Raw genomic sequence first — 12,899 nt, 5'->3', positions numbered from 1 at the left:
TGCTTGTTTCCACGTTTATTGTTTTAAATTATGATTATTTTTATTTGGTTAAAATGAGTCGATTATTGCGCGTGAGGCGCAAGCGATATTCTTCTCCAGCATGCATAATTCGGATTTCTCTGCCTAAGGAAAATAAGTTGTTCGAGTACAACATAGGTAGTGAGTGAGCTGCGTCATTATTACGTGTAAATAGGCTAAATGGTGCGTTCATTCCTTCGACTCCGTGGTATATGGGGGAACGATTTAAATGATAATCATTATCGAATAGACCTGTCAATCAATTATTTAACAATTTATAAAAAACTTAAATTTGCTTACACTGCGTTATATTTTCACGCAAAGGAGTACGCAATGTCCAAACCCACGATTCATGTTGCAATTGCTATTTTATTGCATCAGGGCAAAGTATTGGTTGGGTGGCGTGAAGCAAAGCAGCATCAGGGCAATAAGCATGAATTTCCAGGGGGAAAAGTAGAAGAGGGGGAAACACCTTTAGCTGCCTGCCGCCGTGAAATTTATGAAGAAGTCGGTGTTGGTTTGCAAGATTGGCATACTTTTGATGTGATTCGTCATGAATATGATGATGTGATCGTCAACTTACATTTATTTCATGCCATTGTACCCACCGCATTATTGAATGAAATTCAACAGCCTTGGGCGTGGTATAGCCGTGATGAATTATTGAGTTTGAATTTTCCGAAAGCCAATCAAGCCATGATCCAGCGGCTTTATTGGGCACATCAAATTAAAATTTCAGATCAATTAGATGGCTTGACACAATTACATCAAGATCAACTTATGTATTGGCGTGTTGAGGGGACTCAGGCGCAGATCGTTGAACTTGCAGCGTTGCGTGTTGAACAGCTGTCTCAGCTCATTCTTAATGTTGATATTTACACGAAATTGAATACCATCCAACAACAAGCGATTTCTACAATTCATTTAAAACAATCGCAACTGATGTCTCTAAAGCAAGGTGATTTAGTTGTCGGAAAACGTCATATTGCGGCTTGTCATGATTTGGCAGCAATGCAACAGGCACAGCGCATTGGTTGTGATGCAATTGTATTGAGTCCAGTACTTGCGACAGCAACACATCCAGAAACGCCTGCACTTGGGTGGCAGCAGTTTAAGGCTTTAGCATCGCAAGTTGATATTCCTGTTTTTGCACTCGGTGGTATGCAAGCGAGTGATCTTGGTTTAGCGCAAGAACGGGGTGCATATGGTATTGCAGGCATTCGATTCTTATAAAAATGGTTGAATAGGATGTATTGAGCAATAATATTTAGATTTCAATACATCCTAGATTTTATAAGCTTTTCAGTGCCTTTTGCGCTTGTTGAATCATTTTTTGATCTTTTTGCTGTTGTGCAGCTTTTAAAATCACCTGCCAAAGTTGTTTCTTCATGGCATTGCTTTGTGCGTAACTTAGCCCTCGTTGTGCGAGAGCCTCAGCATTTGCTGGCTTATTTTTTTTCTGCGCAACCAAGGCCAAATACAAAAAAGTCTCGGCAGATTGTGGTGCTAAACGCTGTGCTTGAAGTGCAGCAGCTTCTGCTTCATTCCATTTTCCTTGTGTATAGGCTTGCTGAGTTTTTTGCATAAGTTTTTTGAATGCGGGTAGTTGACGACCATCTTCAAATTGCTGTTTGCTTCTTTGTTCTGGAATCACCACTTGCATTTTTTTACGTTGAATTTCTTCACGATCATAAGGCGTAATGACAACACCATCCGATTTTTTAATGGTCTTTTTTTCAGTAGCCGGTTTTTTTTCTACTTCTGGTTGATGAGGTGTAGGTAGGCTTTGACAGCCGACCAACCCCATTAAACCTAAACCGATTGCTATCTGTTTATATCTGCTGAATCGTACATTCATGCTTAATTTTCACCACTAATTATCATAGCCACCACTTGAAATGACTTTCTCATTACTTGGCAGATCGCGCTGCATTTCAGTTTCGCTTTCACGAATATAGTTTTCAATACTATCGTTTTGATCTACGGGTGCTTGATTGTTTTCAGTATCAGGATTGTAAACAGGCTCTACTTGATAATGCGGTAAACCACAACCTGTTGCCTCACGCGGTACATTATTACGTAGCAGTGGAATATACATGGCACCTTCACAGCCTTGCGCAGATAGGTGTCCGGTCGCACGATCAATCCATTGCCATTGCACATTTTCTGTTTGGCGTAAATTCACTGGTTTTTGGCGCAATTGCTTCATAACATTGGTCCAAACTGGAAGTGCACCAGAAGAACCCGTTAATCCTGTCACTTTGTTGTCGTCTAAACCCAGCCAAACCACACTTAAATAGTTGCCAGAATAACCTGCGAACCATGAGTCGCGTGTATCATTCGTGGTTCCTGATTTTCCTGCCAGTTTCAAGTCTGTAGGAAGAGCACTATATGCCGAACGTCCAGTACCTGCGCTCATGACTTGTTGTAAGCCGTAATTTAAAATATATGCAGCAGAAGGGTCGATGGTATTTTGAACCGTAAGACCGTAACGTTCTAATAAACGGCCATTCGAATCGACCACTGAGCGAATGGATTTAATTGGATATTTGAAACCACCCGTTGCAAAGTTGCTATAAACACTCATCACTTCCATAGGTGACATATCAACAGCACCCAGAAAAATAGACGGATAATTTGGAATTTCTGACGTCACACCAAATTTTTTCAGATGATTGCTAAATGTTGAAAGTCCAAATTCTTGTCCTAAACGCACCGCTGCAAGGTTGTATGAGTTTGCCAAAGCTTCAGCCATAGGAACCACACCATGTCCACCACCGCTATAATTTTTAGGTGTCCATGTTTTTCCTTCACTGACGATGTTGATGGAACTATCTTCAATTGGACTTGCCCAATTGTAACGTCCCGATTCAATAGCACTTAAATAAATAACGGGTTTAAGTAAAGAGCCGACTTGGCGCTTGGCATCTAAGGCACGGTTAAAACCAGTAAAGTCTTGGGTTGAACCCACAGCTGCAACCAATTCACCATTTTCAGGATGAGAGATTAAAACAGCACCTTGCAAGTCTTTTAGGCGTTTAGGATTTGCATTGGCTAAGCGTGAAACAGATGCTTTAAAGGCTTCTTGCACTTGAGTTTGCGCAATAGGATCAAGTGTAGTGAAGATTTTCAAACCCTGATTGGTTAAATCACCTTCTTGATATTCAGTACGTAGTTGACGACGTACAATATCGAGGAAATCTGGGAAACGTGCAGGGCCTAATGTTGGTTTTGCAATCACGTTTAATGGTCGTGCAGTTTCTTGCTCAAACTGTTTTTGAGTCAGATAACCCATGACCAACATATTGTTGAGCACAATATCACGACGTTTTTTGGCACCTTCAGGGTTTTTCCATGGGTTAAATAACGTCGGGCCTTGAACTAAACCAACTAAATAGGCTTGTTGGGCAATGTTTAATTCGCTTAAAGGTAAACCAAAGTAAAATTGTGAAGCAAGACCGTAACCATTAATTGAATAATTACCATTTTGCCCCAGATTTACTTCATTTAAATAGGCCTCTAAAATTTCGTCTTTATCGTAATGTAGTTCAATTAACAACGCCATTAAGGCTTCATTGACTTTACGTTTTAAGGTTTTTTCGGGACTTAAATAAAAGTTTTTAACCAACTGTTGAGTCAGCGTCGAACCACCTTGACGTTTACCTCCAGTCACATTACTGACTAAAGCACGTGCCGTACCACGAACTGAAATACCGTGATGATGATAGAAATTACGATCTTCAGTGGCAATCAGGGCTTCAATTAATGGTTTAGGTACATTTTTAAGTTTAATCAGGACACGGTCTTCATTATGTTGAGGATAAATTCCCCCAATCAATAAAGGCTCTAAACGCGCAATTCCAGTAGAAGAAGGTTTGGTTGCACTGACCTCACCAATTTGATTGTCGGCAAAAGTGACTTTTAGAACCTGTTCTGGTTCAACACTGTCACCAAAGTCAAAACCTCGGGTATGCACATAGAGTTCATCACCTGAAGTCACATAACTACCCGATTTGGTATAACTCTCTGAATTTTTATAACCCAATAATTTTAATTCTTGGGTGAAATCTGTTTGATTGACGGGCGCATTGGTATAAACCTCTAAAGGACGCGCAAAAACTTTTGCAGGAATATCCCAGCGTTGTCCTTCAAATTTATCTCGTACAATATTGTCCATTCGTATTAAGTAGATGCTAAAAACTAAGAAAACACCAATGACTAATATTGAGAAAATAAGGGCCAGTAAACCGATACCGCGTTCAGACTTCATCAATGAGTATAAGATCCAAATAAATTATGCTAATGATGCGAAGCTTTTCATTTTTTTGCAATAATTAATCTGTGAACGACGACAAAATATAACGCTAAAAAAGTCAGTCTAGAGGTAATGAGTTGTTGATTTTATAAAAGATGTTATTTTACAGTTGAGTCTGTTTTTAGATGTATTGGATGGGTTTTAATCAGTATTACCCAAAGTGAGGTATTACGGATTATGGCATGGTTAAAGTGTGGATTAAAAAATGTGATCTTTATCATGAAAACCGAATACCGTTATAGTTTATATAAGGTGAGCTTTAAGTGTAGGTGTGGCTTGAGAAAATGGTTTATTTTAGATTGGTAAATCGATATAGCTTGTATGATCAAGTTTTAAAGTTTTTTAAAATGAATAGGGTTAATGCTATGATATGCATGAATCGTAGCGGAGCGATGACTTAGGTGCAAATTTCACATAAAAATTTTCGTAACATTGGATTGATCGGACGTCCAGATAAATCCTCCGTGGTTGAAACTTTAAGTCTCATTCATAACCATCTTTTACGTTTAGGGCTTCATCCTGTTTTTGATTCAGAAACAGCAGCATTGGTTCCTGATAGTCGTAATACGCAAACAGTAAGCCGTAGTTTGCTGGGTGAAGTGGTTGATTTGGTGATTGTAGTCGGTGGTGATGGTTCTTTGTTACATGCTGCACGTGCTTTGGTAAAACACAATACGCCAGTCATTGGCATCAACCGTGGTCGTTTGGGCTTTTTAACCGATGTTAAGCCGACCGAGGTGATTTTTAAACTGGATCAAGTGCTTAAAGGTGAATTTCAGTTAGACCGCCGTTTCTTATTGGAAATGGAAATTCGTTCTAAAGGTGAAACTATTTATGATGCGATTGCTTTGAATGATGTGGTCTTGCATTCAGGCCGCTCGGTTCATATGATTGACTTTGAATTGAATATTGATGGTCAGTATGTTTATCGTCAGCATAGTGATGGTTTAATTGTGTCTACCCCAACGGGTTCTACAGCGTATGCTTTATCTGGTGGTGGGCCAATTGTTCATCCAGGTATGGATGCCATCTCTTTAGTGCCTATGCACCCGCATACATTATCTTCACGTCCTATTGTCGTTGGTGGGCATAGTGAAATTAAGATTATGATTCGCGAAAACCGTGTGTTACCTATGGTCAGTGCCGATGGTCAACATAGCGTTTCGCTGAGTGTGGGTGATAGTTTACATATCCGTAAACATCCATTTAAATTGAATTTACTTCATCCACCGGGTTATGACTTCTATATGGCATGTCGTACCAAACTTGGTTGGAATCAAGATTTTGACTCTTTACAACAGCAGGATTAAATGATGAATATTGAACAAATGCTTGCCGTACTCGATCCTGAAATTGTTTCGCGTTTAAAAACAGCAGTAGAAATTGGAAAATGGCCAAATGGCCTTGTTTTAACCGCAGAACAGCGTCAAATTTGTATGCAAGCTGTTATTGCGTGGGAAGCTCAAAATTTACCTGAAAAAGAACGTAGTGGCTATATTGATAAAGGCCATAAAGAGGAAGGGGAAGAATGTGATTCACATGTTCCTGAACCTGAATTTCAACCGATTCGTTTTGTTTAATGATGAATGGTTTTAGTTGCTTAACTTTAAATTGAAGTTGTGATTATGGCTACACGTAAAAGCCATTCGCAACTGTTCGAGGCAGGACGATATTAATATCGTCCTGTTTTTGCGAGAGAAATGACACTTGGTGGTATTTGCCGAGTTTTGCGAATGGAAAAAGTTTTGGTTACTTTTTTTAAAAGTAACACAACGAGCTCCAGATATTTGCGAATAAACGGTAAGACTCCGCAGAGCCTGATCTTTTAGCCTATTAAATAACTTTTCGGCTTTGCCAAAGCTCTTTGGCTTTTAGCATTGCTTCATCATAAGAATCACAAACTCCCATGGTATATAACGCAATACCCATGGTTTCAGTGACGGCAATTTCACCATATTCATGATGTTGCTTGCCTTCCCAAACCGCTTTAAATACGGCTAAATCCAGTTCTTCTTCAATCGGACTACGGTTTTCGGTCAATTTTGGTAATTCGTGTTCATACAGCTCACCATTTTTAATGCCACAAATTAAAGTTTTAGCATCAGGATTGCGTTCAAATTCGCCCCCTTCACCTTTAATGACAGCACTATTTTTATAGCCTAATTTAAAAGCCGTTTGCTGGTGTGAACCACGATAAGCAGGATGAAAAATCGCTTGCATGGTTGCTTTTGCATTAAATGGATTAATTAGGCGAGCTAGAGTATGAATGGGGGAGCGTAAGCCCATTACATTACGCAGTGCAATTAAATCACTCAGTATTGGGGAAATTACTTCTAGAGGAATATAGGCAAAATTGGTTTGTTGTAATTGTTGTTTCACATCTATTTCATTTTGGCAAATAGTATAACCGAGGTATTCCAATACTTGTTCTGTATATATACGGTTAATTGTATGTCCTGATGCACCATGCATCACCACCTTATAGCCATTTTGAGCAAGGGTGAGGGCTGCCAATAAAAACCAAGGATAGTGTTTTCGCTTGCCTGCATAAGATGACCAATCTAAATCTACATCTAAATGTTTAAAATGAAGTTGATCACGTGTTGCTTGTACAAAGCCTGTAAGCTCATCTACAGATTCTTCTTTAACACGTAGCAGCATTAAGAAAGCGCCGAGCTGAACATCTAAAACTTCACCTTTTAAGATCATACTAAAAGCTTGGTAAGCTTCATCAAAACTGAGCGAGCGCGCACCATTTTTCCCTTTACCTACAATACGAACAAATTGTGCAAAGGGATGTTCAAAATCTTTGTAGAGGTTTCTTTTATTGTTCATGCGTGCGTACCACAGTATTTCGTATGAAAATGAATGTCCACACTATGACATAAAAATAAAATGAAGAAAAAGATAATATCCATATTAGACTAATGTCTGAATGGATTTTGTGTGAAAAACAATCGAAAAGGACGCGTGTTAACAATTTCTTGATCTAAAATCAAGTACACTTTCTTCTTATAGAATTTATTTAAATTTTCATGATCTCCTTAGTCTAATTTTTTGCATTTAATAGATATTCTCTCAAATATTATTTGCGAAATTGACTATTTCATTTGTGAATCTTTTTTTGTTTTCATCTTAAGTCGGGTTTTTCACAAGAACTCATTGTCTTTTTGCATCTTGTAAAAAGGTTTAGGGTTGTATATTCGTAAGAATAGGCAAGAGAAAATGGATATTTCTGCGTGCGGAAATACATGAAGAAGTTATGATTATGGCTAAAAAACCTTTATATAAATCACTTTATTTTCAAGTGATTATTGCCATTATTGCGGGCGTGTTAATAGGCCACTTTTTCCCAAGTGGTACACAACTAGTCAATGGTGTTGAAAAACATGTGCCTGGTTTAGGCGAGCAATTAAAACCGTTGGGTGATGGATTTATTCGCCTAATCAAAATGATTATTGCACCTGTAATTTTCTGTACTGTGGTCAGTGGTATTGCTGGCATGGAAAGCATGAAGTCTGTGGGTAAGACAGGCGGTATTGCTTTACTTTATTTTGAAATCGTATCCACGATTGCCTTACTTGTTGGTTTGCTTGTAATTAATATTGCAAAACCGGGTGTAGGCATGAATATTGATCCTGCATCTTTGGATATATCGGGTATTTCTAAATATGTAGAATCAGGTCAATCACAATCGACGATTGATTTCTTTATGAATATCATTCCGAATACTGTTGTAGGTGCATTTGCTGAAGGTGAAATTCTTCAAGTCTTATTGTTCGCTCTTCTGTTCGGTTTTGCGTTGCATAAGTTGGGTGATGCGGGTAAACCTGTACTAAAATTTATCGATCAAATTTCTCATGTCTTCTTCAATATCGTAAATATGATTATGAAGTTGGCTCCAATCGGTGCATTTGGTGCAATGGCATTTACCATTGGTAAATATGGTATTGGCAGTCTTGCACAATTAGCGCAATTGATCATCTGCTTCTATATTACGTGTTTACTGTTTATTTTCATTGTATTAGGCTCAATCTCTCGTTTTTGTGGTTTTAATATTTTGAAAATGATTCGGATGATTCGTGAAGAACTCCTTATTGTATTGGGAACTTCATCATCAGAATCAGTGCTTCCGCGGATGTTGAAGAAGCTTGAAATCGCAGGTTGTGAAAAATCAGTTGTTGGTTTAGTTATTCCTACAGGTTATTCATTTAACCTAGATGGTACGTCTATTTATTTGACGATGGCGGCTATTTTTATTGCACAAGCGACCAACACACCTTTGGATATTGAGCATCAAATTACCCTGTTAGTGGTGTTGTTGATTTCCTCTAAAGGTGCTGCGGGTGTCACAGGTTCAGGTTTTATTGTCATGGCGGCAACGTTATCTGCGGTAGGGCATATTCCAGTAGCAGGCTTGGCATTGATTTTGGGTATTGACCGTTTCATGTCAGAAGCACGTGCATTAACCAATCTTGTGGGTAACTCATTGGCAACGATTGTTGTGGCAAAATGGGTCGGACAATTGGATAAAGAGCAACTAGATTATGCTTTAGCCAATCCAGAAGAAGTGGATCGCTTAATGTCAGAAGAAAATAAAACCCATGCATAATTAAGCATGAATGAAAAAAGGAAGCTTCGGCTTCCTTTTTTATTGACTATAAAAGTCATAAAAATGACAGGAATAGGACATGACAGCGGACGATAAAATCACTAGCATGGCAAGAAGCTAAAAACTAAAACTGAAAATAAGGATGATATATGCTGGCTTATGATGCTGATCTAGAACTGTTTCGTGATAATTTTAAACGCTTTATGAATGAGCATATTGCACCTCATTATGAGCAATGGGAACATGAAGGCATTATGCCGCGTTCGATTTGGAACCTGTTGGGGGCAAATGGTTTCTTATGTGTTGATGTGCCTGAAGAATACGGTGGCTATGGCGTTCCGATCAATTATTCACTGATGTTGGTTGAAGAGTCAGCCCGTGCAGGATTTAGTGCCTTATCAACAGGTATTTCATGTCATTCTGAAATTGCAGCACCGTATATTTTGCATATTGGCACAGAACAACAGAAACAATATTGGTTGCCAAAAATGGTTGCTGGTGAAGTCGTCGGTGCAATTGGCATGACTGAACCGGGTGCAGGTTCAGACTTACAAGCCATGCGAACCAATGCAATTTTGCAGGGTGATCACTATCTTTTAAATGGTTCAAAAACCTTTATTTCAAATGGTCAGCATGCCGACTTGGTGGTGTTGGCGGTGAAAACCGATCCGCAAGCACGAGCAAAAGGTGTCTCTTTGATGTTGCTGGATACTCATTTAGAAGGTTTTAAAAAGGGCACCAACCTGAATAAAATAGGTCTACATTCACAAGATACTTCAGAACTGTTCTTCGATAATATTCAAGTGCCTAAAGATCAACTATTGGGTCAAGCAGGGCAAGGTTTTGCTTATTTGATGCAAGAATTACCACGTGAACGTACGGCTATTGCTTCCACCGCTATTGGTGCTATTCGTGGTTCGATTGATGTCACGATTGCTTACGTAAAAGAACGTCAAGCATTTGGGCAGCCGATTAGTCAATTTCAAAATACACGATTTGTTTTGGCTCAGGCAAAAATAGATGAACAAGCCACAGCCGCTTTTTATAATCAAAATGTCGAACTGTATATGCAAGGTAAACTAGATGTTGAAACTGCCGCAGCATTGAAAAGTTTTAGTACCGATATGCAAATGAAAATTGCCGATAACTTGTTACAGCTTTTTGGTGGTTATGGTTATATGACTGAATATCCAATTTCACGTTTCTTTGTGGATGCACGTATTCAACGCATTTACGGTGGTACTAATGAAATTATGAAAGAAATTGTAGCGCGTAGTATTTTAGGGCGTTAATGACTGGTTGTTTAGGTCTAAATAAAAAGAGCCGAAAGGCTCTTTTTATTGACTCAACACCATTAAACTTTCTTTAATAAAGGCTGCTAAGTCGTCCGGAGAGCGAGAAGAAATATACAGATTATTGTCATTCACCACACCGACATCGTAATACACAGCACCTGCATTAATTAGATCTGTGGCGACGGTTTTAATGGTGGTCATTAACCGACCTTTAACCACCTTTGCAGCAATAAGCAGTTGAGGGTCGTGACAAATACTCATAATGGGTTTTTGTGCATGGGCAAAATTACGGACAAAATCGACAAACCGGTGATCAAGACACAACTGGTTGGGAGAATGTCCTCCGGGAATAAGTAAGGCATCAAAATCATGCACAGAAACACTGTCTATACTTTGATCGATAGTGACCGCAGATTTGCGTTTTTGACCATAAACAATATTACCTGCTCTGTTTTCAATATTTAAAATGCTATGACGTGCAGCTCGAAAGGCCTGTACGGGTTCCGAGTATGCAATATCTTCAAAATCATGGGTCACTAAAACGGCGATTCTTTTTGACATTATTATTCTCCGAATTGCTTTATTAGAAGAATATAGAGGAATCATTAAATTTTTGTGATGGATTTTGGTAAATAACTCTTGTAAAAGAGAAAGCCCCAAAGACAAAGCTTTAGGGCTGAATTTTAATGCTGTAATGAGCTGAAATTAATCAATATATTTTTGACTTTCCATTTGACGAAGTTCGGCACGCAAAATTTTTCCGACGGTTGACTTTGGTAACTCATTCAATATTTCAATCGATTTTGGGACTTTGTAGGCAGTTAGGTTGTCTTTGCAATGTTTGAGGATTTCACTGACAGAAAGATTGGCATTACTCGAGGCAATAAATGCTTTAACCGATTCTCCGGTTTGATCATCGGGTATACCAATAACAGCAGCTTCAATGATATCTGGATGCTCGGCTAGAATTGTTTCAATTTCATTGGGATAAACATTAAAACCTGAAACAATGACCATATCTTTTTTACGATCTAAAATATAACAAAAGCCATCTTCATCTACTTTGGCAATATCACCTGTATGCAACCAACCATCAATAAAGGTTTCAGCCGTTTCAGTGGGACGGTTTAAATAACTCAATACAATTTGTGGCCCTTTTACACAGAGTTCACCCGCTTCACCGAATGGAACTTCGTGACCTTGTTCATTGACAATTTTAATGTCGGAGCCCGGCAATGGAAAACCAACAGAACCCTGACGAATTTTACGGATGGGTGGATGGAGTAGCGCAGCACAACTGGTTTCTGTCATGCCAAAACCTTCAATAATTGTGCCGATTTTAGCTTGCCAGTTTTCTGCTGTTGCAGGACGTAATGCAGTACCGCCAGAAATGCTACAGGTCAGTTTCGGTGGGTTTGCAGTAAACCAACTTTCAGCCAATAAGCCCGCATATAGCGTATCGACCCCAGTTAACCAAGTGACTTTGAAGTTTTCAAAAGCAGGTTTTAAATTGCTGATTGGTCGTGGAGAAGGAATCAGCAGATTATGAGAACCAGCTTCAAAGAACATGAGGAAATTTACGCTAAAGGCAAAAATGTGGTACAGCGGAATCGCTGTTAAAATACAGTCCTGATTATTAAATTCAGATTCATGGGCATGTAAATAATCGCTGGTTATTTTGACCAAAGATGCCACATTTTGATGACTGATTACGGCACCTTTACTACGACCCGTTGTTCCGCCTGTATATTGATATAGGGCAATCTCATGTTGAATAGGGATATATAGTTCTAAAATTTTACCAATTTCTAAAGCATCTGCGAAGGTTGCATAGTCGATGCTTGGATTGATTGGTCGGCCTTGCGCTTCGGCATCTGCCTGCATTTTTTCTGCAATCATGCCTTGATAAGGCGCATCAAAAAACTCACTTAAACTGGCGGTCACGAGTGCCAATGATTGAAGTTGAGGATTGTTTTGAATTACACGTTCGAAAGTTGCTAAAAATAGATCTGAAACAATCAATGCTTTTGTAGCACTGTCAATTAATTGGTATTCAAGTTCGCGCGCTGTATACAGTGGATTAATATTGGTGATGATTAATCCAACTTTCCAACAGGCAAATACAGCAATCGGATAGTGCAAAGAATTTGGCATTTGTAAACCAACCACATCACCTTTCTTAAGTTTGAGATGGTGCTGTAAGTAATTGGCAAATGTGGTTGATAGATCATCAATTTCTTGAAAGCTTAAGCTTTTACTTAAGCCTGTAGGTAGTACCACACTAAATGCGGGTGATTGTGAAAATTGAGCCGTAGTGTGGGTTAGTAATTCTGCTAAGTTTGATTTAATTTGATCAGGCTTAAGTTGATAACCATGTAATGAAATGGGTAAATTCTTTTCCCATGAGCGCTGTGCGTAATGACTCATTGATGATCCTTAAGATAGATGTTTTAGCTTTGTTTTGGTTTTTATGTCAGTCCAGACCTTTGTCTTCAAACATCAGGCAAATGTTTATTTTTGGCAATGATTTAATCTGCCAATGAAACACATAAATAATAAAAAAAGTAGGGTGAAAAAATATCGATATTAAGCGTTTTAAAATATGATGTTATTTGCAAAACAAGATCAATATATTCGACCAAATAGCATAAAATTCACC

General features: G+C 38.7%; 11 protein-coding genes. 5 read left to right on the top strand and 6 right to left on the bottom strand.

The window, feature by feature from the left end; genetic code table 11:
- Window positions 1-40: 40 nt before the first annotated feature.
- A complete protein-coding gene (gene hemP, locus B9T30_RS09150) occupies window positions 41-211 on the bottom strand; it encodes a hemin uptake protein HemP (protein ID WP_086165760.1) in 171 nt (56 codons plus the stop codon).
- Window positions 212-351: 140 nt separating this feature from the next.
- Here hemP and B9T30_RS09145 point away from each other — a divergent pair, with 140 nt between their 5' ends.
- Window positions 352-1,251, top strand: a complete 900-nt coding sequence (locus B9T30_RS09145) for an NUDIX domain-containing protein (RefSeq protein WP_086184692.1) — start codon at window positions 352-354, stop codon at window positions 1,249-1,251.
- Window positions 1,252-1,309: 58 nt separating this feature from the next.
- Here the strand turns inward: B9T30_RS09145 and B9T30_RS09140 are convergent, their stop codons facing one another.
- Both B9T30_RS09140 and mrcB read right to left on the bottom strand, forming a co-directional pair.
- On the bottom strand, window positions 1,310-1,876 hold the full coding sequence (locus B9T30_RS09140) for a hypothetical protein (RefSeq protein ID WP_086184691.1): 567 nt from the start codon (window positions 1,874-1,876) through the stop codon (window positions 1,310-1,312).
- Between the two features lie 15 nt (window positions 1,877-1,891).
- On the bottom strand, window positions 1,892-4,288 hold the full coding sequence (gene mrcB / locus B9T30_RS09135; protein ID WP_086184690.1) for a penicillin-binding protein 1B: 2,397 nt from the start codon (window positions 4,286-4,288) through the stop codon (window positions 1,892-1,894).
- A 446-nt stretch (window positions 4,289-4,734) separates the two neighbouring features.
- Here mrcB and B9T30_RS09130 point away from each other — a divergent pair, with 446 nt between their 5' ends.
- Entirely contained in the window at window positions 4,735-5,643 is a 909-nt protein-coding gene (locus B9T30_RS09130; protein WP_086184689.1) for an NAD(+) kinase, read from the top strand.
- A 3-nt stretch (window positions 5,644-5,646) separates the two neighbouring features.
- Window positions 5,647-5,913 carry a YeaC family protein gene (locus B9T30_RS09125; RefSeq protein WP_086184724.1) on the top strand — a complete coding sequence of 89 codons (267 nt, stop codon included), beginning with the start codon at window positions 5,647-5,649 and terminating at the stop codon, window positions 5,911-5,913.
- Between the two features lie 253 nt (window positions 5,914-6,166).
- Here the strand turns inward: B9T30_RS09125 and B9T30_RS09120 are convergent, their stop codons facing one another.
- Complete coding sequence (locus tag B9T30_RS09120; RefSeq protein WP_086184688.1) at window positions 6,167-7,168, bottom strand: glycosyl transferase family protein; 1,002 nt, start codon at window positions 7,166-7,168, stop codon at window positions 6,167-6,169.
- Window positions 7,169-7,601: 433 nt separating this feature from the next.
- Between B9T30_RS09120 and B9T30_RS09115 the strand changes: the two genes are divergently transcribed.
- Both B9T30_RS09115 and B9T30_RS09110 read left to right on the top strand, forming a co-directional pair.
- The gene (locus B9T30_RS09115) at window positions 7,602-8,945 is read left to right on the top strand and encodes a dicarboxylate/amino acid:cation symporter (protein WP_086184723.1); all 1,344 of its coding nucleotides are present in this window, start codon (window positions 7,602-7,604) and stop codon (window positions 8,943-8,945) included.
- A gap of 149 nt (window positions 8,946-9,094) precedes the next feature.
- Entirely contained in the window at window positions 9,095-10,237 is a 1,143-nt protein-coding gene (locus tag B9T30_RS09110) for an acyl-CoA dehydrogenase family protein (RefSeq protein ID WP_086184687.1), read from the top strand.
- 45 nt (window positions 10,238-10,282) lie between these two features.
- Here the strand turns inward: B9T30_RS09110 and B9T30_RS09105 are convergent, their stop codons facing one another.
- Window positions 10,283-10,801 carry a type 1 glutamine amidotransferase domain-containing protein gene (locus tag B9T30_RS09105; protein ID WP_086184686.1) on the bottom strand — a complete coding sequence of 173 codons (519 nt, stop codon included), beginning with the start codon at window positions 10,799-10,801 and terminating at the stop codon, window positions 10,283-10,285.
- 144 nt (window positions 10,802-10,945) lie between these two features.
- Entirely contained in the window at window positions 10,946-12,667 is a 1,722-nt protein-coding gene (locus B9T30_RS09100) for a long-chain-fatty-acid--CoA ligase (protein ID WP_086184685.1), read from the bottom strand.
- Window positions 12,668-12,899 lie beyond the last annotated feature (232 nt).

This window comes from Acinetobacter sp. ANC 4973, from assembly GCF_002135275.1.
Classification (GTDB): domain Bacteria; phylum Pseudomonadota; class Gammaproteobacteria; order Pseudomonadales; family Moraxellaceae; genus Acinetobacter; species Acinetobacter kyonggiensis.
This window is presented reverse-complemented; position numbering and strand designations above follow the sequence as displayed.

Coding starts and splice junctions, on each gene's coding strand:
- B9T30_RS09125 (WP_086184724.1), top strand. CDS start 5,647: ATGAATATTGAACAAATGCTTGCCGTACTCGATCCTGAAATTGTTTCG.
- B9T30_RS09145 (WP_086184692.1), top strand. CDS start 352: ATGTCCAAACCCACGATTCATGTTGCAATTGCTATTTTATTGCATCAG.
- hemP (WP_086165760.1), bottom strand. CDS start 211: ATGAACGCACCATTTAGCCTATTTACACGTAATAATGACGCAGCTCAC.
- B9T30_RS09140 (WP_086184691.1), bottom strand. CDS start 1,876: ATGAATGTACGATTCAGCAGATATAAACAGATAGCAATCGGTTTAGGT.
- mrcB (WP_086184690.1), bottom strand. CDS start 4,288: ATGAAGTCTGAACGCGGTATCGGTTTACTGGCCCTTATTTTCTCAATA.
- B9T30_RS09115 (WP_086184723.1), top strand. CDS start 7,602: ATGGCTAAAAAACCTTTATATAAATCACTTTATTTTCAAGTGATTATT.
- B9T30_RS09105 (WP_086184686.1), bottom strand. CDS start 10,801: ATGTCAAAAAGAATCGCCGTTTTAGTGACCCATGATTTTGAAGATATT.
- B9T30_RS09100 (WP_086184685.1), bottom strand. CDS start 12,667: ATGAGTCATTACGCACAGCGCTCATGGGAAAAGAATTTACCCATTTCA.
- B9T30_RS09120 (WP_086184688.1), bottom strand. CDS start 7,168: ATGAACAATAAAAGAAACCTCTACAAAGATTTTGAACATCCCTTTGCA.
- B9T30_RS09110 (WP_086184687.1), top strand. CDS start 9,095: ATGCTGGCTTATGATGCTGATCTAGAACTGTTTCGTGATAATTTTAAA.